Raw genomic sequence first — 19707 nt, forward strand, 5'->3', positions numbered from 1 at the left:
TGGGAAAGATCAGGAGTGAAGTGCTGGATCAGCGCTCGCTACGCAGCATTTCCTTCGGCACGTACTTGCCGATCTCGAACTTGCCGATCGCCGCGCGGTGCACTTCGTCCGGGCCGTCGGCCAGGCGCAGGGTGCGTTGCATGGCGTACATGTAGGCCAGCGGGAAATCGTTCGACACCCCTGCCCCGCCATGGATCTGGATCGCCCGGTCGATCACCCGCAACGCGACGTTCGGTGCGACGACCTTGATCTGCGCGATCTCGCTCTTGGCGACTTTGTTACCCACGGTGTCCATCATGTACGCCGCTTTCAGGGTCAACAGGCGTGCCATGTCGATTTCCATCCGCGAGTCGGCGATCTTGTCGACGTTACCGCCCAGACGCGCCAGCGGTTTGCCGAATGCAGTACGGCTCACTGAACGTTTGCACATCAGTTCCAGTGCGCGCTCGGCCATGCCGATCGAACGCATGCAGTGGTGAATCCGGCCCGGGCCGAGACGACCTTGAGCGATTTCGAAGCCGCGTCCTTCACCGAGCAGAACGTTTTCGTACGGCACTCGTACGTTGTCGAACAGCACTTCGGCGTGACCGTGGGGTGCGTCGTCGTAACCGAACACCGGCAGCGGACGGACGATCTTCACACCGGGGGTGTCGACCGGCACCAGGATCATCGAGTGCTGGGCGTGGCGCGGCGCGTCGGGGTTGCTCAAGCCCATGAAGATCAGGATCTTGCAGCGCGGATCGCAGGCGCCGGAGGTCCACCATTTCTTGCCGTTGATCACCCACTCGTCGCCATCACGCACGGCACGGGCGGCCATGTTGGTGGCGTCGGAGGACGCGACGTCCGGCTCGGTCATGGCGAACGCCGAGCGGATCTCGCCGCGCAGCAGCGGTTCTAGCCAGCGCTGCTTCTGTTCTTCGTTGGCGTAACGCACCAGCACTTCCATGTTGCCGGTGTCCGGCGCCGAGCAGTTGAACGGCTCGGGCCCGAGCAGCGAACGGCCCATGATTTCCGCCAATGGCGCGTATTCGAGGTTGGTCAGGCCGGCGCCCAGTTCCGACTCAGGCAGAAACAAATTCCACAGACCTTCGGCCTTGGCCTTGGCCTTGAGCTCTTCCATGATTGCGGTCGGCTGCCAGCGGTCGCCCTCGGCAACCTGCCTTTCGAACACGGCTTCGGCCGGGTAAACGTAAGTGTCCATGAACGCGGTCACGCGCTCACGCAGTTCTTGCACCTTGGGCGAATAAGCGAAATCCATGAGCAATTACCTTTTTTCGGCAGGTTGTTTAAGTCATGCAATCGATGCTAGAACAGCGTTGATAATTTACCTAGCCTATTCTCGGCGTGTATAAACATTCATCACCGATATATGATTGGTTGATTTTCCGGCAGCCCTGACCTGTACCCTCCACCTATAACAAGAGAGCCGCGTAATGAATCTGAGCAAGGTCGACCTCAACCTTTTCATCGTCTTCGACGCGATCTACACCGAAGCCAACCTGACCCGCGCCGGGCAGATTGTCGGCATTACCCAGCCAGCGGTGTCCAACGCATTGGCACGGTTGCGCGAGACCTTCAACGACCCGCTCTTCGTGCGCACGGCCCAGGGCATGGTGCCGACGCCCATGGCGCAGAACATCATCGGCCCGGTGCGCAACGCGCTGTCGCTGCTGCGGGTATCGGTTCAGGAAAGCCGGATTTTCAACCCCTCGCAAGCAGTCAAAACCTACCGCATCAGCATGACCGACCTGACCGAAGCGGTAATTCTGCCGCCACTGTTCCAGCGCCTGCGTCGTCTGGCGCCGACGGTGATCATCGAAAGCTTCCTGTCCAAACGCCGGGAAACCACCAAGGAACTGGCCGCCGGGCGTCTCGACTTTGCCGTGGATGCGCCGCTCAACACCGACCCGCAGGTGCGCCACGTCAAGCTGATGGAAGACCGTTACGTCTGCGCCATGCGCAAGGGCCATCCGCTGGCGACCAAGGAAAAATTCACCCTCGACGATTACCTGTCGCTGACCCACATTCATATTTCCAGCCGCCGCAGTGGCCTGGGCCACGTCGATCTGGCGCTGGGCAAAATGGGCATCCAGCGCAAGATCGCCCTGCGCTCGCAGCACTACTTGATGGCGTCCCAGGTGTTGCAGCAGACCGACATGGTGATGACCGTTCCCGAGCGTTTCGCCCGCCGCCATGACCTGCATGCGTTCAATCTGCCGGTCAACGATGTGCCGCCGGTGGAAACCCATTTGTACTGGCACGAAAGCACCGATCAGGACCCGGCCAACCGCTGGATGCGCGAGCAGATGATCGAGTTGTGCCAGCAAGTGACAGCGCACGAGAAGAAGCTCGACAAGCTGCAGGCGCCCGCCACTTGACGTAAACGTCAACCTGCCATTAGCTTAGCGCCAAGACCTTATTCCGAGCGCTTTCATGAGCAGCCAGACCTACAGCATTTCCGACCTCGCCCGCGAGCTGGACATCACCACCCGGGCGATCCGCTTTTATGAAGAACAAGGCCTGCTCAGCCCCGAGCGCCGAGGCCAGGAACGCATCTATTCGCCGCGCGACAAGGTCAGCCTGAAGCTGATCCTGCGGGGCAAGCGCATCGGTTTTTCCCTGGCCGAGTGCCGTGAACTGATCGAGCTCTACGACCCTTCCAGCGGTAACACCAAACAACTCAACAGCATGCTGGCGAAAATCAGCGAGCGCCGGGAACAGCTCGAGCAGCAATTGCTGGACATCGAACAGATGAAGCTGGAGCTCGACACCGCCGAAGAACGCTGCGTGCAGGCGCTGGAGCAGACGCTCAAGAGTCAGCAATCGGTTCAGTGAGACAACACCAATCCCCTGTGGGAGCGAGCTTGCTCGCGATTGCGGTTAGACAGTCAGCATCATTTTTGAATGCCAGACCGCTATCGCGAGCAAGCTCGCTCCCACAGGGTTCTCGATACAGTCAGATAATGAGCAGGTTCAGCCCATGTCCCTCCCCTCCCAAGTACGCCTGATCGAAGTCGGCCCGCGTGACGGCCTGCAGAACGAAGCCCAGCCCATCAGCGTCGCCGACAAGGTGCAACTGGTCGACGCGTTGAGCGCCGCCGGCCTCGGCTATATAGAAGTCGGCAGTTTCGTTTCGCCCAAGTGGGTGCCGCAGATGGCCGGTTCCGCCGACGTGTTCGCGCAGATCCAGCGCAAGCCCGGCGTGACCTACGGCGCGCTGGCGCCGAACCTGCGCGGCTTTGAAGATGCGCTGGCGGCCGGGGTCAAGGAAGTCGCGGTGTTTGCCGCTGCGTCCGAAGCATTCTCGCAGCGCAACATCAATTGCTCGATCAGCGAAAGCCTCGCGCGGTTCGCGCCGATCATGGAATCGGCGAAACAGCACGGCGTTACCGTGCGCGGTTACGTTTCCTGCGTGCTGGGCTGCCCTTACGAAGGCGACGTCGCCCCGGAACAAGTGGCCATGGTCGCCCGCGAGCTGTACGCGATGGGCTGCTATGAAGTTTCGCTGGGTGACACCATCGGCACCGGCACCGCAGGCGCCACCCGCCGTCTGTTCGAAGTGGTCTCGAAGCAGGTGCCGCGAGAGAAACTCGCCGGCCACTTCCACGATACCTACGGCCAGGCCATGGCCAACATCTACGCCAGCCTGCTGGAAGGCATCGCGGTGTTCGACAGCTCGATCGCCGGCCTCGGCGGCTGCCCGTACGCCAAAGGCGCCAGCGGTAACGTCGCCACCGAAGACGTGGTGTACCTGCTCAATGGCCTGGGCATCGAGACCGGTATCGACCTCAACGCCTTGATTGCCGCCGGCCAACAGATCAGTGCGGTGCTGGGTCGCCCGACCGGTTCGCGCGTGGCCAAGGCTCGTAGCGCACAGTGAGGGGATGGTGTTACCGCCGAGCGCGAAACGTGGGCACAAGCGAGTAACACGGAAACAAATTGTCTGGTTTTGCCTGAAGGAAAAATCCTTCAAAAATCTCAAACCCTTGATTTACAAGGGTTTTGAAAAGTTGGCACGGCTTCTGCTATCTCTATGGCATAACAAGAATAAAAAGCAGCAAACCAATAAAAATAAGACGTACCGACTCTGACATAACAAAAACAACACGGCAGAGACGCAGCTAACAGATTTTTTTGGAGAAGGTGTGCTTTTCAGGGTATTCCTCGGAATGACCCGCAACCGGGCAGAGAACAATAAAACTACCTTCAGGTAGCTCCCGAATCGGTTGGATCGCTAGACGAGAAAGCAGATCAGCGCTCAAAAAAATACGTTTGCTCTTGACCCCGGATGGGGGTCGCCAAAAACAGCGGTAAAGGGCCACGGTTGCCAAAAACAACAACAGACCGCCCCTCAATAATAAAAAAGAGCACGCGACGACAAAATTAAAGGGGAGCTTCGGCTCCCCTTTGTGCTTCTCGATTCTCGAATTAGCAATTCTGCACTTCACTTACCCCCCTCCATAGCACTCCACCTATTTTCCTTGCTTACCCTCCGCGATGACTTCCTTAAATAACGCTACTGCCTAAACCTTATTACCAATCAAACTAAAAAACTGTCAATTATGACAGTCGCACAATCTTTCATGCCAATTCAAAATCGCGTTTAACTCAGAACACTATCTGGGTCTCACAAGGAGATAAGCAGATGAGTATTTACACCGCAAAAACGGAGAGTACAAATTACGAAGGAGTGATAAAAATTATCGAAATTCGAGAAGGTAATTTGATGTATCTTCAACTAACAGGCGAAACCTGGCAGTTAACCAACGAAACGGCGGAAGCCGGCTGGTACCTTGTCAACGGGACCGCAATGTCTCCTGAGGACTTTGAAAAGGTAAAAAATAATTATCTACCCCCTCCAACTGACCCAATATCAATTTCAGTCGAAATCCCTAGAGGAAAACTTTAAAAGCGCGCTTATAGAAGCGCTCGCTTGTATTCCCCATCAAATCCGAATAAGAATTTAACCTTAAATTCAATAATCCAGGAAGCATGGCTCTCCGAAAGAGCCATGCTTTAATAGCGAGCTTTTTTCATTAATCACTAATAATGCGCAACTCCTCGATACTGATCTCGCGCATCCGGAATTTCTGGATCTTGCCCGTCACCGTCATCGGAAACTCCTCCACAAACTTGAAGTAACGCGGCGTCTTGAAGTGGGCGATGCGCTCCTTGCACCACGCTTGCAGTTCTTGTTCGGTCGCGCTGTGGCCGGGATGGAATTTGATCCAGGCGACGATTTCTTCACCGTAACGCGAGCAGGGAATGCCGATCACCTGCACGTCCGCCACTGCTGGATGGGTGAAGAAAAACTCTTCCAGTTCACGCGGGTAAATGTTCTCGCCGCCACGGATGATCATGTCCTTGTTGCGGCCGGCGATGCACACGTAACCCTCGTCGTTCATGCTCGCCAGGTCGCCGGTGTGCATCCAGCCTGCCGCGTCGATAGCTTCGGCGGTGGCATTCGGGTTGTTCCAGTAGCCGAGCATCACGCTGTAGCCACGGGTGCACAGTTCGCCGATGGTACCGCGTGGCACCGGGTTGCCGGCCTCGTCGATGATTTTGCTTTCGAGTTGCGGCTGGGTACGTCCGACGGTGGTCACGCGTAATTCCAGCTCGTCGGATGGCCCGGTCTGCAGGGACACGGGGCTGGTTTCGGTCATGCCGTAGGCGATCTGCACTTCGCTCATGTGCATCTCGTTGATGACCCGGCGCATCACTTCGATTGGGCAAGTCGCGCCGGCCATGATCCCGGTGCGCAGGGTCGACAGGTCGAACTCGGCGCGTTGCGGCTGATCGAGCATGGCGATGAACATGGTCGGCACGCCGTACAGCGCGGTGGCTTTTTCTTCGGCGACGGTGCTCAGGGTCAGCAGCGGATCGAAGGCATCGTGGGGATAAATCATCGTGCTGCCGTGGGTGATGCAGCCCAGGTTGCCCATGACCATGCCGAAGCAGTGATACAGCGGCACCGGGATCACCAGGCGATCAGCGGCGGTCAGGCCGAGGCTTTCGCCGACCATGTAACCGTTGTTGAGGATGTTGTAGTGACTGAGGGTCGCGCCCTTGGGAAAACCGGTGGTGCCAGAGGTGTACTGGATGTTGACGGGCTGATCGAAGTGCAGGCTGTCGCTGCGTTCACGTAATTGTTCTGGAGAGACACTGGCGGCCAGATCTGCCAGTTGCGACCACGGGAGAAAACCCGAAGGCGGCTGCGGATCGAGGCTGATCAACCCGCGCAGCTCGGGCAGGCGCTCGCTGCGCAGTTCGCCGATGGATTGCTCGGCCAGTTCCGGCAACAGGCCTTGCAACATGCCGTGATAGTTGGAGCTCTTGAACGCCCCTGCGCAGACCAGCCATTGACAACCGGATTGCTTGAGCACGTATTCGAGTTCGGAGCTGCGGTAGGCCGGGTTGATGTTGACCAGAATCACGCCGAGCTTCGCGGTGGCGAACTGAGTGATGCACCATTGCGCGCAGTTCGGCGCCCAGATGCCGAGCCGGTCACCGGCCTGCAAACCCAACGCCAGCAGGGCTCTGGCATGTACGTCCACCGCGTCGGCCAGTTGCCGCCAGGTGTAACGCAGCTGCTGATGGCGCACCACCAGCGCCTCACCGTCCGGGTACTGCGCGACCGTCTCGTCGAACTTTTGCCCGATGGTCATCGCCAGCAAGGCTTTGTCCTGGGAACCACGGGTGTAGCTGCGCTGCGGGTTTGCACTGGGTTGATCCATGACGACCCCTATTGTCTTTATTAGTGGGTGTTGGAACGGAGCTACGGCAGCTCCGACCATTCAGAACTGGCTCTACTCTCGCTCAAGTTGACGTTAACGTAAAGGGTGATTGACAGCCATTCGTCACAGGCTTACGTTAACGTAAAGGTGAGAACTGAAACGCCCTTCTCCCCACCCTACAAAAAAGCCAAAAGGTGACCCATGAGCTACCCATCCCTGAACTTTGCCCTCGGCGAAACCATCGACATGCTGCGCGATCAGGTTCAGTCCTTCGTCGCCAAGGAGATCGCCCCGCGTGCCGCGCAGATCGACAGCGACAACCTGTTCCCGGCTGATCTGTGGCGCAAGTTCGGCGACATGGGCCTGCTCGGGATCACCGTGCCGGAAGAGTACGGCGGTGCCGGCCTGGGTTACCTGGCGCACGTCGTGGCGATGGAAGAAATCAGCCGCGGTTCGGCTTCCGTGGCGTTGTCCTACGGCGCCCACTCCAACCTCTGCGTGAACCAGATCAACCGCAACGGCAATCACGAACAGAAAACCAAATACCTGCCGAAGCTGATCAGCGGCGAACACGTCGGCGCTCTGGCGATGAGCGAGCCGAACGCAGGTTCCGACGTGGTTTCGATGAAACTGCGCGCCGACAAACGCGGCGACCGCTTCGTGCTCAACGGCAGCAAGACCTGGATCACCAACGGCCCCGACGCCAACACCTACGTGATATACGCCAAGACCGACCTGGAAAAAGGCCCGCACGGCATCACTGCCTTCATCGTCGAACGCGACTGGAAAGGCTTCAGCCGCAGCAACAAGTTCGACAAGCTCGGCATGCGCGGCTCCAACACTTGCGAGCTGTTCTTCGATGACGTCGAAGTGCCGGAAGAGAACATCCTCGGCGTGCTCAACGGCGGCGTGAAAGTGCTGATGAGCGGCCTCGATTACGAGCGCGTCGTGCTGTCCGGTGGCCCGACCGGGATCATGCAGTCGTGCATGGACCTGATCGTGCCGTACATCCACGACCGTAAGCAGTTTGGCCAGAGCATCGGCGAATTCCAGCTGATCCAGGGCAAGGTCGCCGACATGTACACCCAGCTCAACGCCAGCCGCGCCTACCTCTACGCCGTGGCCCAGGCCTGCGAGCGCAACGAAACCACGCGCAAGGACGCCGCCGGCGTAATCCTTTACACCGCGGAACGCGCCACGCAAATGGCCTTGGACGCGATCCAGATTCTCGGCGGCAACGGTTACATCAACGAATTCCCGGCCGGCCGTCTGCTGCGTGACGCCAAGCTGTACGAAATCGGCGCCGGCACCAGTGAGATCCGTCGCATGCTGATCGGTCGCGAACTGTTCAACGAAACCCGCTAAACGGAGCTGTCCATGGCTATCTTGCATACTCAGCTCAACCCTCGTTCAGCGGAGTTCGCCGCCAACAGCGCAGCGATGCTCGAACAGGTCGACGCCCTGCACACCCTGCTCGCCCAAGTGGCTCAGGGCGGCGGCGCGAAAGCTCAGGAACGTCACACCTCGCGCGGCAAATTGCTGCCCCGTGAGCGGATCAACCGCCTCCTCGATCCGGGCTCGCCATTTCTGGAAATCAGTCAACTGGCCGCCCACGCCGTTTATGGCGAAGACGTGCCGGCCGCTGGCGTGATTGCCGGGATCGGCCGCGTGGAAGGCGTCGAGTGCATGATCGTCGCCAACGACGCGACCGTGAAAGGCGGCTCGTACTACCCGCTGACCGTGAAGAAACACCTGCGCGCCCAGACCATCGCCCAGCAGAACCGCCTGCCGTGCATCTATCTGGTGGACTCGGGCGGCGCCAACCTGCCGCGTCAGGACGAAGTGTTTCCCGATCGCGAGCACTTCGGGCGGATCTTCTTCAACCAGGCCAACATGAGCGCCATGGGCATTCCGCAGATTGCCGTGGTCATGGGCTCCTGCACTGCCGGCGGCGCTTATGTACCGGCGATGGCTGACGAAGCAATCATGGTGCGCAATCAGGCGACGATCTTCCTCGCCGGCCCGCCGCTGGTGAAAGCCGCTACCGGTGAAGTGGTCAGCGCCGAAGACCTCGGCGGGGCCGATGTGCATTGCAAAACGTCTGGGGTTGCCGACCACTACGCCGAAAGCGATGAGCACGCCCTCGCCCTCGCCCGCCGCAGCGTCGCCAACCTCAACTGGCGCAAGCTCGGCGAGGTGCAGCAGCGCGCGCCGATTGCGCCGCTGTACGCCAGCGACGAGTTGTACGGTGTGGTGTCGGCGGACGCCAAACAGCCGTTCGACGTGCGTGAAGTGATTGCGCGACTGGTCGACGGTTCGGTGTTCGATGAATTCAAAGCCTTGTTTGGCACCACGCTGGTGTGCGGTTTCGCCCACCTGCACGGCTACCCGATCGCGATCCTCGCCAACAACGGCATCCTGTTCGCCGAAGCCGCGCAAAAAGGCGCGCACTTCATTGAACTGGCCTGCCAGCGCGGGATTCCGCTGCTGTTCCTGCAGAACATCACTGGCTTCATGGTCGGCCAGAAATACGAGGCTGGCGGCATCGCCAAACACGGCGCAAAACTGGTGACCGCCGTGGCCTGCGCCAAGGTGCCGAAATTCACCGTGATCATCGGCGGCAGCTTCGGCGCCGGTAACTACGGCATGTGCGGGCGGGCCTACGATCCGCGTTTCCTGTGGATGTGGCCGAACGCGCGGATCGGCGTGATGGGCGCCGAACAGGCAGCCGGCGTGCTGGTTCAGGTCAAGCGCGAGCAGGCCGAGCGCAGCGGCCAGGCCTTCAGTGCCGAGCAGGAAAGCGAGATCAAACAGCCGATTCTCGACCAGTACGAAGAACAGGGTCACCCCTACTACTCCAGCGCACGGCTGTGGGACGACGGCGTCATCGACCCGGCGCAGACCCGCGATGTACTGGCCCTGGCCTTGTCCGCGTCGTTGAACGCGCCTATCGAACCGAGCCGCTTCGGCGTGTTCCGGATGTGATCGGGAGAACCTCATGAGCGACTTCAACACCCTCGAATTGCACAGCGACCCACGGGGTTTCGCAACCCTGTGGCTGAGCCGCGAAGAAAAGAACAACGCGTTCAACGCCGAGATGATCCGCGAACTGATCCTGGCGCTGGACAAGGTCGCCAGCGACGCCAGCCTGCGTTTCCTGCTGGTGCGCGGACGCGGCAAACACTTCAGCGCCGGCGCGGATCTGGCCTGGATGCAGCAATCGGCCGAACTCGATTACCACACCAACCTCGACGACGCCCGGGAACTGGCGGAGCTGATGTACAACCTCGCCAAACTGAAAATCCCGACCGTGTCCGTGGTGCAAGGCGCGGCGTTCGGTGGCGCGCTGGGCTTGATCAGTTGCTGCGACATGGCGATTGGCGCCGATGACGCGCAGTTCTGCCTGTCGGAAGTGCGCATTGGCCTGGCGCCGGCGGTGATCAGCCCGTTCGTGGTGCAAGCCATCGGCGAGCGCGCGGCACGGCGTTATGCGCTGACAGCCGAACGTTTCGGCGGGCAGCGGGCGCGGGAAATCGGTTTGTTGTCCGAGAGCTATCCAACGACTGAGCTTGAACAGAAAGTCGAACAATGGATCGACAACCTGCTGCTCAACAGCCCCGCCGCCATGCGCGCCAGCAAGGATCTGCTGCGTGAAGTCGGCAACGGTGCCCTGACGCCGGCCCTGCGCCGTTACACCGAAAACGCCATCGCCCGCATCCGTGTCAGCCCGGAAGGCCAGGAAGGCTTGCGGGCCTTTTTGCAGAAACGTCCGCCGAGCTGGCAAGCCGCAACCACCACCAAGGAGCCGCGTTGATGAGCGCACCTGTTCTCACCACCCTGCTGGTGGCCAACCGTGGCGAAATCGCTTGCCGGGTCATGCGCACAGCCAAGGCGCTGGGCCTGACCACCGTTGCCGTGCACAGCGCCACCGACCGCGAAGCGCGGCACAGCCGTGAAGCGGATATCCGCGTCGATCTGGACGGCAGCAAAGCGGCCGACAGCTATCTGCAAATCGATAAATTGATCGCAGCGGCCAAGGCCAGCGGCGCTCAGGCGATTCATCCGGGGTATGGTTTTCTGTCGGAGAACGCTGGTTTTGCTCGCGCCATTGAAGCCGCCGGCCTGATTTTCCTCGGCCCGCCCGCCTCGGCCATCGACGCGATGGGCAGCAAATCCGCCGCCAAAGCATTGATGGAAACTGCCGGCGTGCCGCTGGTGCCGGGTTATCACGGCGAAGCCCAGGATCTGGACACCTTCCGTGACGCGTGCGAGCGAATCGGTTATCCGGTGCTGCTCAAGGCCACTGCCGGCGGTGGTGGTAAAGGCATGAAGGTCGTTGAGGACGTCAGCCAATTGGCTGAAGCGTTGGCCTCGGCCCAGCGTGAAGCGCAGTCATCGTTCGGCGATTCGCGGATGCTGGTGGAGAAATACCTGCTCAAGCCGCGCCACGTGGAAATCCAGGTGTTTGCCGATCAACATGGCAATTGCCTGTACCTGAACGAGCGCGATTGCTCGATTCAGCGTCGGCACCAGAAAGTCGTCGAAGAGGCGCCGGCACCGGGCCTTAGTCCGGAACTGCGCCGGGCCATGGGCGAAGCGGCTGTGCGTTCGGCGCAGGCCATCGGTTACGTCGGCGCCGGCACGGTGGAGTTTCTGCTGGATGCTCGCGGCGAGTTTTTCTTCATGGAGATGAACACGCGGTTGCAGGTCGAACACCCGGTTACCGAAGCCATTACCGGCCTTGATCTGGTGGCCTGGCAGATTCGCGTCGCCCGTGGCGAAGCGTTGCCGATCACACAGGATCAAGTGCCGTTGAACGGGCATGCGATTGAGGTTCGGTTGTACGCGGAAGATCCGTCGAATGATTTCCTGCCGGCGACCGGGCGTCTGGATCTGTACCGCGAATCCGCCGCAGGGCCGGGGCGTCGTGTGGACAGTGGCGTTGAGGAAGGCGATGAGATTTCGCCGTTCTATGACCCGATGCTCGGCAAGCTGATTGCCTGGGGCGAGGATCGTGAGCAGGCGCGTTTGCGGCTGCTGAGCATGCTCGATGAGTTTGCGATTGGCGGGTTGAAGACCAACATCAACTTCCTGCGGCGGATCATTGGTCATCCGGCGTTTGCGGCGGCGGAGCTGGATACCGGGTTCATTCCGCGCTATCAGGAGCAACTGCTGCCAGCGCCTGCTGCGCTGAGTGATGAGTTCTGGGAGGCGGCGGCGCAGGCTTTTGCGCAGAGTCTGCCGGGGATGGCTCGGGCAGATGATCCGGCCTCGCCTTGGGCGCTTCACAGCGGTTTGCGGGCTGGCCTGCCACGTGAAATCACACTGCATTTGAGTTGCGAGGGGCAGGATCGGGCGTTGACGCTCGGTGCTGGCGGCAATGCAAAACTGATCGGCGAACAACTGGTGGTCGAGCACGATGGGCTGCGCCGACAACTGCGGGCGATTCGCCGTGGAGAGGTTCTGTTTCTGCAATGGGACGGCGAGCTGCGACGCGTTGAAACGTACGACCCGATCAGCGCTGTCGAAGCCAGTCACAGCCATCAGGGCGGTCTGACGGCGCCGATGAACGGCAGCATCGTGCGGGTGCTGGTGGAGGCTGGTCAATCGGTTGAGGCCGGTGCTCAATTGGTGGTACTGGAAGCGATGAAGATGGAGCACAGCATCCGCGCGCCCCACGCCGGCGTGATCAAGGCTCTGTATTGCCAGGAAGGCGAAATGGTCAGCGAAGGCAGCGCACTGGTCGAACTGGAAGAAGCGTGAAAGGTGGATCGATCCTACGCCTGGCGAGGATCGATCTGACTAGTATTTGGCCGTGGCCTGAACCACGACACCAATAATTCGGCACTCGTCGGTCAACAAGGCTTTCGGCCAGGTCGGATTGAGCGGCACCAGGTAACGCTGGCCGCCCTCTTCGATCAGCTTGCGGAAAATCGCCTCGTCGCTGTCCGGCCACTGGGCGATCACCAGTTTTCCGGGCTCGGCTTCCAACGCCGGATCCACCAGGATCATCATCCCTTCGCCGATGCTCTGCCCGGTGGGCGCGGTCATCGCATTCCCCATCACGGTGAGCCAGAACGCGGGGCCACGGGCGTGGTAGTCCGTCAGTTCGAAACGTCGCTTGTCCTTGGCACTCGAATACGCTGGCTGGCTCTCACGGGCCTCGACCGGCGCATTCCACTCGCTGACCGGATAGCGAAAGTAAGGGTTGTACTTCTGCGCCAGAGGCATTTCGTCATCCGCATCGATCTGCGGTTCACGAATCACCACCGCGACCTCGAGATACTCCATGCCCAGCGCTTTCAGCACGCGGTTCATCTGCGTGATGCCGGGCTCGCGACGCTTGTTCAGCCAATGGCCGATACCGCCCTGAGACATGCCGACGCGCTCGCCGAGCTCGACTTGAGTGACGTTGAGTTCACTCATTTTGGCCTTGACCAACTCAATCCATTTATCCATGTGCGGCACCATACGTGGACGCCTGCGGCCGGCAAAACACATATTGTAGTATTTAAATTCTGGTCACAAATACTGATAGTACTATGCTTGGGTCACGGATTTGAATCGACCAAGGAGTGACCTTTCACCATGAATATCACCAGCAAAGACTTGCCCGACCTGCAAATGGACACCACCTTCACGTCCCCGCAAGGGTGCGCCGCTGCGCAACGGGCGTTGGACTATTACTTGAAACCAGCTGTGTCAGAACCGGAAGTGGATGAGCGCTTTTTCGGTGTGAACAGCAATCTGAGTGGCGAAGAATCCCTGGTCCACGCCTCCGATCTGCTGCGATGTGCAGCGGCTACGGCGTTCAAGGCGGCGGACGGCTTGCAGGGCGTGAGTCGGGATCTGGCGTTTTCGGTCGTGCACATGGTGGACATGGCGCGGGCGATGGTCGATCACTCGCTCGATGGCGCGGTTCGCTGAATACGGGAGTTCGGACGGACGGGAAAGAATTTTCCAATCGCGCAGATAAAAACATTTGACTTGCAAATGATAATGATTATTATTGCAAGCAGCTGATCGCGAGATCAGTCGATGGACCAGAGACCTTAGGTCGGTCTTCTGGACTATCTCCTCATCAGGCTAATCACGGTTTTTGACCCGGCTTTTTGCCGGGTCTTTTTTTTGCCAGTTTTCTGGCTTGTGGCTTCAGGCTAATGAAGTCTTTGAGTGCTGCAAATTCGATGGCGCGGATAATATCAAAAGAATATTGCTTGGCAAGCAGACCCCGGCCACATTGGGGCAAAGTAATGCCAATTAGCACTTGAGAATCAATCGCACAGCCACTAAGCTGCATCCGCGTCATGGAGGACGCCCCCCGCCACAACCCGCAATTTCCCTCGGTTTCACCCCTGTCTTGCGTGTAAAGTAGCCGCCATAAAAATCATATTCAGGAACCGATTATGACCGTGGCCAAATCTTCGTTCGATATCAGCGCCAACTTCGACAGCGGCAACATCCAAGTCATCGACATCAGCAATCCGCTCAACCCGGTTCTGGCAATTCGGCCAGATACCCGCAGCGCTCATTTCCAGTGGTTCCACTTCAAGGCCAGCGGCCTGCATGTTCATCAGGAACACTGGTTCCGTCTGGTCAACGCCAGCCAATCCTCCTACAACAAAGCCTGGACCGGCTATCAGGCGGTCGCCTCTTACGACCACGTCAACTGGTTCCGCATTCCGACTCAATTCGAAGGCGACAGCCTGCGCTTCTGCCTCGAAGCCGAGCAGACCCACGCCTGGTTCGCCTATTTCGAACCCTACAGCCGTGGCCGTCATGACTGGCTGATCGAGCAAGCGTTGACCAAGGCTGGCACCGAACTGCTGGCCACCGGCAAAAGCGTCGAGGGCCGCGACATCCAGTTGCTGCGCAAAGGCACCGGCGCCGAAGGTCGCGGCAAGATCTGGATCATCGCCCAGCAGCATCCCGGCGAGCACATGGCCGAGTGGTTCATGGAAGGCGTGATCGAACGCCTGGAACATCATGACGATCCAGTGCTGAACAAACTGCTGGCCAGCGCCGATCTGTACCTGGTGCCGAACATGAACCCGGACGGCGCCTTCCACGGTCACCTGCGGACCAACGCCATGGGCCAGGACCTGAACCGCGCCTGGCAGAACGCCAGTCAGGAAATCAGCCCGGAAGTCCTTTTCGTACAGCAGCAGATGGAAAAGTACGGCGTCGATCTGTTCCTCGACGTACACGGCGACGAAGAAATCCCCCACGTGTTCACTGCCGGTTGCGAAGGCAATCCGGGGTACACCCCGCGCCTGGAGAAACTCGAAGAGCACTTCCGCAGCCACCTCAAGCACACCACCAAAGACTTCCAGACCAAGTACGGCTACACCCGCGACGAACCGGGCCAGGCCAACATGACTCTGGCCTGCAACAGCGTCGGCCAGAAGTTCGACTGCCTGTCGCTGACCCTGGAAATGCCGTTCAAGGATCACGATGACGCGCCGAACCCGCTCACCGGCTGGTCGGGCAAACGCTCGAAGCAACTGGGCAAAGACGTGCTGACCACCATCGCGGACATGGTCGACACCCTGCGCTGATCTCCGCTGATTTTCGCTTCACGAAAGATCGCAGCCTGTCTGCGATCTTTTTTTTGCGCCGACTTTTACCCAATCAGGTTGCAAATCAAAACCGGATTACTTACCGTCAATCAAGTTTCAAATTGAAACCTGAAAGGATCCGGGACATGAACACTGCAACACTCGATAAAGGTGTCGTACTGCTTTTCGCCATCGCTTGCGGACTCGCGGTGGGCAACGTGTATTACGCCCAGCCGCTGCTGGATGCGATGGCCGACGCCTTCGGTCTGTCGCCGGGCAGCATCGGCATCGTCATGACGCTGACCCAGGTCGGCTACGGCCTCGGTCTGTTATTGCTCGTGCCCCTCGGCGACCTGCTCAATCGCCGGCGGCTGATCGTCACGCAAACGCTGTTATCCGCCGCAGCCTTGCTGATGATCGCCTTGGCCTCGAACAGCGCCTGGCTGCTGATCGGTGTCACACTGACCGGCCTGCTGGCCGTGGTCACCCAGGTGCTGGTCGCCTACGCCGCGACCCTGGCCGTCCCGGCACAACGCGGAAAGGTTGTGGGCGTGATCACCAGCGGCATTGTCGTCGGCATTCTGCTTGCGCGTACGGTGGCGGGCGGCATGGCCGATCTGGCCGGCTGGCGCTCGATCTATCTGCTGTCGGCGGGGTTGACGCTGGTGATGGCCGCGCTGCTGTTTCGGGTGTTACCCAAAGATGAAGAAGCACGACCGACCACGCGTTACATGGCATTGATCGCTTCAGTGTTCAGCCTCTTTCGTGAGGAACCGGTGCTGCGCCAACGAGCAATCCTCGCCCTGCTCACCTTCGCCAGCGCCATGGTGCTGTGGACGCCGATGGTGTTGCCGCTGGCCGCCCCGCCGCTGTCGCTTTCCCACAGTGAAATCGGATTGTTCGGACTCGCCGGCGCGGCAGGCGCACTGGCCGCTGCCAGAGCCGGACACCTGGCGGATCGAGGATGGGGGCAATGGGTCAGCGGCCTGTCGCTGCTGCTGATGCTGGGCTCGTGGCTGCCAATCGCTCTCACCCAAACTTCGTTATGGGCACTCCTGCTTGGCGTCATCACCCTGGATCTGGGCTTGCAGGCCGTGCACGTCACTAGTCAGAGCATGATCTACAGCGTCCGCCCGGAGGCGCAGAGCCGACTGACCGCCGGCTACATGCTGTTTTACTCAATCGGCAGCGCCTTGGGCTCAATCGCCTCGACGGCCATGTACGCCTGGGCAGGATGGCCGGGCGTGTGCTGGCTGGGTGCAGCAATCAACATGGTCGCGTTGCTGTACTGGTGGCGAACGCTGGCCACACCGAAACGTGGCGAGGCTGCTTGCGCCCTCGCCACGTCGGACTGACACACGATCAACCGCGATTGCGTCCCCGCAGCATGCTGTCGAGCACCTCGTCGCGGCGCACCCAGCCATGGAACAGCGCCGCCGCCAGGTGCAGCAGCACGGTCAGGAACAACAGATACGCCAGATACCCGTGAGCCTTTCGCAGCAACGCAAACACCTGCGCATCCGCCGGCACGATCGACGGCAATTGCAGGGAGGTGCCGAGCATCACCGGATCCCCCGCCGCGCTGATCATCGCCCAGCCCAGCAGCGGCAACACCAGCATCAGCGCATACAACAACAGATGAGAAGCTTTGGCCGCCATCACCTGCCAACCCGGCAGATCCGCCGGCAGCGGCGGCTGACGGGTGCCCAGTCGCACCAGAATGCGCACGATCACCAGCAACAGAATCGCGATACCCAACGGTTTGTGCAGATTGATCAACCATTCATGCCGCGCCGACACCGAGGTCACCATGCCGGCGCCGATGAACAACATTGCGATGATCATCAACGCCATCAACCAGTGCAGCAACCGCGCCAGCGGATTGAAATGAGTCGGTTGCGTGCTCATGGGCGAGCCTCCTTTTTGCCGGTTGGCAGTTGGCTGACTTCGCTGGTGCGACGCAGGTAGGAATCGGCGTAACCGGCCGAGCGCGCGGCCAGTAACGGATCGTCGGAACCCTGAATGCCGGCCGGCAGCACCAGCGGATCGTAGTTGATGTCACGGCATTCACCGCTGAGCTGCGGCTGGGTCTTTTCCAGCACCAGGATGCCGGCGTTCAACACCTTGCGACCGGCGGGCCAGGTCTTGCTCGCATCGTTCACCGGATCGTCGGCGTTGGCCAAGGTGATGTTCAACTGAAAGCGCAGCGGCCCTTCGGCCAGGCGCTGCACCAGATCCTTCTCAAGGAAGTCGCTACCTTCAGGCGCGGTCGCACCGGCAGCGTCCTGGGCCAGCGGCGTCATGCTCCAGCGCACTGCTTGTTTCTTGCCACTGGCATCCACCAGATAGAACGCGTTGACGCTGTTGTAGGTTTCCGTCGCGTAACTCGCCGAAGGTTTGGCGGTTTTTATCCAGGTCAGAAACGGCACGGCTTCCGGGTGTGAGGCAAAAAATGCCGGCACCTTGGTCGGATCCGGTTTGCCTGTGGCAGGATCCGGCGATTGCGCCTGCTGCAATTGATAGAACGCCTCCGGCGTGCCGACCGGGAACACCGGCATGCTGTTCATCCCGGTGCGCCACTGCTGGCCGTTGGCCTGAGTGAAACGCAATGCCAGACTGCGGATCGGTACGGCACTGTCCGGCGCATACGGACTGCCGGCCGGCAACGCAAAACGCCCGACTACCGGAGTGCGCGGCTCATTGAACACTTGCGCGACAGAATACGGGCGAGCCTCGCCACTGCTCTCGAAATGTCCGATCACGCAAACACCCTTGGCGTGATTGCGGCGAAAGCCGGGATGCACGCCGTTGTTCTTCTCCAGCACATCGACCAACGCTTTCGGCGTCAGGCGTTGTGGGTCAAATGAACCATGAACGTAGGCAAACGCCCCGGCCAGGGCTGCGACGACCACGGCGATTCCGCCAAGCCGCAACACCAGGCTCGCGGCACTCAGTGGCGGGCGTTGTGGCCCGCCGGGCGATGAGCTGCGATCAACCATGAAGCACTCCAGGGCCATCGGCCACAAGTAGGAAGAGTCAGCAAGACGCACGCCATCGGGATTTATTCCACGGCCCGGTATTTATTTTTTGGAACGTGGAATAACCTCCAATGCCGGGCGTCTTCCTAGTCCACAGCGTAGTGACTAGCAGAACTTCATGAGCGAATTCGACGAACAACTGAGAGAAATCATTCCCAGATTGCGGCGCTTTGCCGTGTCGTTGACACGCAACGGCAGCAGCGCCGACGACCTGGTACAGGCCAGCCTGGAGAAGGCGCTGTCGGGTTGGGGCGACAAACGCGCCGACGGCGATCTGCGCGCCTGGCTGTTTTCGATCCTGTACCGGCAGTTTCTCGATGCGCATCGGCGCTCGCGGCGTTATGCGCGGATGCTCGAATTCTTCACCGGCCGCGATGACGCCGAGCCCTCGGTGGAACGCACCGTGATTGCCCAATCGACCTTGCAGGCCTTTGATCGACTGCCCACCGAACAGCGCGCGCTGCTGCTGATGGTGTCGGTGGAAGGCCTGACTTATAAGGAGGTCGCCGAGATTCTCGACGTCCCCACCGGCACCGTGATGTCGCGCCTGTCCCGTGCTCGCCAGGCCCTGCGCCAGCTCAGCGACGGGGAAATCAGCAGCCCTTCCTTGCGGATACTCAAATGATCAGTCTGCCCCCCAACGAACGTGACCTGCACGCCTACGTCGACCACCAGCTCAGCGAGGCCGACCGGCATGTGCTGGAAACCTGGCTCGCCAGCCATCCGGACGAAGCGGCGCAGGTTCGCGCCTGGCAACAGGACGCCCAGCACCTGCGCGCCGCCCTCGGCGGTGCCTTGCAACAACCGGCCAATCCGGACCTCGATCCGTCGCTGATTCGCCAGCGCCTCAAACGCCAATCGCGCCGCCAATGGGCCAGCGCGGCGGTGCTTTTGATTGCCGTCAGCCTCGGCGGTGTCGGTGGCTGGAAAGCCCGGGACATGACCGTGTTTCATCCCCCGGCACCGATGACGGACGCCCTTCAGGCGTACCGTTTGATCGCCCAGCAAGGGCTTCTGCCGGCGGATTACAAGGTCGATGGCGACGGCGACATCCAGCGCTGGCTCGACCGCTATTTCACTCAGGCCAATCGCCTGCCAGACCTGACGTCAGCCGGGTTTTCACCGGTCAGCGGCCGCCTGCTGAGCACTGATGAAGGCCCGGCGGCGATGGTGATGTATGAAGACCAGAGCGGGCACAAGGTCAGTTTCTACGTGCGCCCACCGGGTCCGAAAAATACCTTCCTGCCCCGGGGCAGCCGTCAGGACGGGGATCTGCAGGCCGAGTACTGGTCCGGCAAGGGCTACAACTATGCGATGGTCAGCCCGACCGATACCCCGGCGGCGAAAATGCTCAAGCAATCCGTGAGTTTCTAGCCG

General features: G+C 60.3%; 19 protein-coding genes. 13 read left to right on the forward strand and 6 right to left on the reverse strand.

The features are described 5' to 3' along the window. Positions 1–28: 28 nt before the first annotated feature. Positions 29–1258: an acyl-CoA dehydrogenase gene (locus tag AC0R79_RS19950; protein WP_041075051.1), complete on the reverse strand. Its 1230-nt coding sequence runs from the start codon at positions 1256–1258 to the stop codon at positions 29–31. A gap of 175 nt (positions 1259–1433) precedes the next feature. Here AC0R79_RS19950 and AC0R79_RS19955 point away from each other — a divergent pair, with 175 nt between their 5' ends. The 4 genes from AC0R79_RS19955 (at position 1434) to AC0R79_RS19970 (ending at position 4909) form a co-directional block, all read left to right on the forward strand. Further along, a complete protein-coding gene (locus tag AC0R79_RS19955; protein ID WP_011334997.1) occupies positions 1434–2378 on the forward strand; it encodes a LysR family transcriptional regulator in 945 nt (314 codons plus the stop codon). Between the two features lie 55 nt (positions 2379–2433). Further along, the gene (locus AC0R79_RS19960) at positions 2434–2835 is read left to right on the forward strand and encodes a MerR family transcriptional regulator (protein ID WP_085690041.1); all 402 of its coding nucleotides are present in this window, start codon (positions 2434–2436) and stop codon (positions 2833–2835) included. Positions 2836–2980: 145 nt separating this feature from the next. Then, positions 2981–3880, forward strand: coding sequence for a hydroxymethylglutaryl-CoA lyase (locus AC0R79_RS19965; RefSeq protein WP_127798771.1), 900 nt, complete (start codon positions 2981–2983; stop codon positions 3878–3880). A 765-nt stretch (positions 3881–4645) separates the two neighbouring features. Continuing rightward, positions 4646–4909 (forward strand): hypothetical protein, encoded by a 264-nt coding sequence (locus tag AC0R79_RS19970; protein ID WP_127798775.1) that lies wholly within the window; start codon positions 4646–4648, stop codon positions 4907–4909. A gap of 127 nt (positions 4910–5036) precedes the next feature. Here the strand turns inward: AC0R79_RS19970 and AC0R79_RS19975 are convergent, their stop codons facing one another. Continuing rightward, positions 5037–6734 (reverse strand): AMP-binding protein, encoded by a 1698-nt coding sequence (locus AC0R79_RS19975; protein ID WP_474731424.1) that lies wholly within the window; start codon positions 6732–6734, stop codon positions 5037–5039. 201 nt (positions 6735–6935) lie between these two features. Here AC0R79_RS19975 and AC0R79_RS19980 point away from each other — a divergent pair, with 201 nt between their 5' ends. The 4 genes from AC0R79_RS19980 to AC0R79_RS19995 are packed head-to-tail and all read left to right on the forward strand — an operon-like array spanning position 6936 to position 12497. Further along, the gene (locus tag AC0R79_RS19980) at positions 6936–8099 is read left to right on the forward strand and encodes an isovaleryl-CoA dehydrogenase (protein ID WP_064597789.1); all 1164 of its coding nucleotides are present in this window, start codon (positions 6936–6938) and stop codon (positions 8097–8099) included. A 12-nt stretch (positions 8100–8111) separates the two neighbouring features. Continuing rightward, positions 8112–9719: a carboxyl transferase domain-containing protein gene (locus tag AC0R79_RS19985; protein ID WP_074689008.1), complete on the forward strand. Its 1608-nt coding sequence runs from the start codon at positions 8112–8114 to the stop codon at positions 9717–9719. Positions 9720–9732: 13 nt separating this feature from the next. Further along, the gene (locus AC0R79_RS19990) at positions 9733–10548 is read left to right on the forward strand and encodes a gamma-carboxygeranoyl-CoA hydratase (RefSeq protein ID WP_474731426.1); all 816 of its coding nucleotides are present in this window, start codon (positions 9733–9735) and stop codon (positions 10546–10548) included. Beyond that, positions 10548–12497, forward strand: coding sequence for an acetyl/propionyl/methylcrotonyl-CoA carboxylase subunit alpha (locus AC0R79_RS19995; RefSeq protein WP_474731428.1), 1950 nt, complete (start codon positions 10548–10550; stop codon positions 12495–12497). Before AC0R79_RS19990 ends, AC0R79_RS19995 begins: the two co-directional genes overlap by 1 nt. A 39-nt stretch (positions 12498–12536) precedes the next feature. On the opposite strand, the gene AC0R79_RS20000 is transcribed toward AC0R79_RS19995, so the two are convergent. Beyond that, positions 12537–13193: a LexA family protein gene (locus tag AC0R79_RS20000; RefSeq protein ID WP_085746264.1), complete on the reverse strand. Its 657-nt coding sequence runs from the start codon at positions 13191–13193 to the stop codon at positions 12537–12539. A gap of 129 nt (positions 13194–13322) precedes the next feature. On the opposite strand from AC0R79_RS20000, the gene AC0R79_RS20005 reads away from it, so the two are divergent. After that, positions 13323–13661 (forward strand): DUF6124 family protein, encoded by a 339-nt coding sequence (locus tag AC0R79_RS20005; RefSeq protein WP_007951520.1) that lies wholly within the window; start codon positions 13323–13325, stop codon positions 13659–13661. 163 nt (positions 13662–13824) lie between these two features. Here the strand turns inward: AC0R79_RS20005 and AC0R79_RS20010 are convergent, their stop codons facing one another. After that, a complete protein-coding gene (locus AC0R79_RS20010; protein ID WP_474731430.1) occupies positions 13825–14043 on the reverse strand; it encodes a hypothetical protein in 219 nt (72 codons plus the stop codon). Positions 14044–14140: 97 nt separating this feature from the next. Between AC0R79_RS20010 and AC0R79_RS20015 the strand changes: the two genes are divergently transcribed. Both AC0R79_RS20015 and AC0R79_RS20020 read left to right on the forward strand, forming a co-directional pair. Then, entirely contained in the window at positions 14141–15292 is a 1152-nt protein-coding gene (locus AC0R79_RS20015; protein WP_474731432.1) for a M14 family metallopeptidase, read from the forward strand. 146 nt (positions 15293–15438) lie between these two features. Continuing rightward, the gene (locus AC0R79_RS20020; protein ID WP_474731434.1) at positions 15439–16647 is read left to right on the forward strand and encodes an MFS transporter; all 1209 of its coding nucleotides are present in this window, start codon (positions 15439–15441) and stop codon (positions 16645–16647) included. Positions 16648–16654: 7 nt separating this feature from the next. Here the strand turns inward: AC0R79_RS20020 and AC0R79_RS20025 are convergent, their stop codons facing one another. Further along, complete coding sequence (locus AC0R79_RS20025) at positions 16655–17200, reverse strand: cytochrome b (protein WP_108562741.1); 546 nt, start codon at positions 17198–17200, stop codon at positions 16655–16657. After that, complete coding sequence (locus tag AC0R79_RS20030) at positions 17197–18291, reverse strand: catalase family peroxidase (protein ID WP_474731437.1); 1095 nt, start codon at positions 18289–18291, stop codon at positions 17197–17199. Before AC0R79_RS20030 ends, AC0R79_RS20025 begins: the two co-directional genes overlap by 4 nt. A gap of 157 nt (positions 18292–18448) precedes the next feature. Here AC0R79_RS20030 and AC0R79_RS20035 point away from each other — a divergent pair, with 157 nt between their 5' ends. Next, complete coding sequence (locus tag AC0R79_RS20035) at positions 18449–18955, forward strand: RNA polymerase sigma factor (RefSeq protein WP_127798793.1); 507 nt, start codon at positions 18449–18451, stop codon at positions 18953–18955. Next, positions 18952–19704 carry an anti-sigma factor family protein gene (locus AC0R79_RS20040; protein ID WP_474731439.1) on the forward strand — a complete coding sequence of 251 codons (753 nt, stop codon included), beginning with the start codon at positions 18952–18954 and terminating at the stop codon, positions 19702–19704. The genes AC0R79_RS20035 and AC0R79_RS20040 overlap by 4 nt, the downstream gene beginning before the upstream one ends. Positions 19705–19707: the final 3 nt, after the last annotated feature.

Source organism: Pseudomonas sp. HD57-3 (genome assembly GCF_056113135.1).

Bases quoted from the DNA above. Each gene is read 5' to 3' on its own strand.
- AC0R79_RS20010 (WP_474731430.1), bottom strand. From the start codon at position 14,043: ATGACGCGGATGCAGCTTAGTGGCTGTGCGATTGATTCTCAAGTGCTA.
- AC0R79_RS19965 (WP_127798771.1), top strand. From the start codon at position 2,981: ATGTCCCTCCCCTCCCAAGTACGCCTGATCGAAGTCGGCCCGCGTGAC.
- AC0R79_RS20020 (WP_474731434.1), top strand. From the start codon at position 15,439: ATGAACACTGCAACACTCGATAAAGGTGTCGTACTGCTTTTCGCCATC.
- AC0R79_RS19995 (WP_474731428.1), top strand. From the start codon at position 10,548: ATGAGCGCACCTGTTCTCACCACCCTGCTGGTGGCCAACCGTGGCGAA.
- AC0R79_RS20035 (WP_127798793.1), top strand. From the start codon at position 18,449: ATGAGCGAATTCGACGAACAACTGAGAGAAATCATTCCCAGATTGCGG.
- AC0R79_RS19950 (WP_041075051.1), bottom strand. From the start codon at position 1,258: ATGGATTTCGCTTATTCGCCCAAGGTGCAAGAACTGCGTGAGCGCGTG.
- AC0R79_RS19990 (WP_474731426.1), top strand. From the start codon at position 9,733: ATGAGCGACTTCAACACCCTCGAATTGCACAGCGACCCACGGGGTTTC.
- AC0R79_RS20000 (WP_085746264.1), bottom strand. From the start codon at position 13,193: ATGGATAAATGGATTGAGTTGGTCAAGGCCAAAATGAGTGAACTCAAC.
- AC0R79_RS19975 (WP_474731424.1), bottom strand. From the start codon at position 6,734: ATGGATCAACCCAGTGCAAACCCGCAGCGCAGCTACACCCGTGGTTCC.
- AC0R79_RS20025 (WP_108562741.1), bottom strand. From the start codon at position 17,200: ATGAGCACGCAACCGACTCATTTCAATCCGCTGGCGCGGTTGCTGCAC.
- AC0R79_RS19955 (WP_011334997.1), top strand. From the start codon at position 1,434: ATGAATCTGAGCAAGGTCGACCTCAACCTTTTCATCGTCTTCGACGCG.
- AC0R79_RS20005 (WP_007951520.1), top strand. From the start codon at position 13,323: ATGAATATCACCAGCAAAGACTTGCCCGACCTGCAAATGGACACCACC.
- AC0R79_RS20040 (WP_474731439.1), top strand. From the start codon at position 18,952: ATGATCAGTCTGCCCCCCAACGAACGTGACCTGCACGCCTACGTCGAC.
- AC0R79_RS19970 (WP_127798775.1), top strand. From the start codon at position 4,646: ATGAGTATTTACACCGCAAAAACGGAGAGTACAAATTACGAAGGAGTG.
- AC0R79_RS19960 (WP_085690041.1), top strand. From the start codon at position 2,434: ATGAGCAGCCAGACCTACAGCATTTCCGACCTCGCCCGCGAGCTGGAC.
- AC0R79_RS19980 (WP_064597789.1), top strand. From the start codon at position 6,936: ATGAGCTACCCATCCCTGAACTTTGCCCTCGGCGAAACCATCGACATG.
- AC0R79_RS20030 (WP_474731437.1), bottom strand. From the start codon at position 18,291: ATGGTTGATCGCAGCTCATCGCCCGGCGGGCCACAACGCCCGCCACTG.
- AC0R79_RS19985 (WP_074689008.1), top strand. From the start codon at position 8,112: ATGGCTATCTTGCATACTCAGCTCAACCCTCGTTCAGCGGAGTTCGCC.
- AC0R79_RS20015 (WP_474731432.1), top strand. From the start codon at position 14,141: ATGACCGTGGCCAAATCTTCGTTCGATATCAGCGCCAACTTCGACAGC.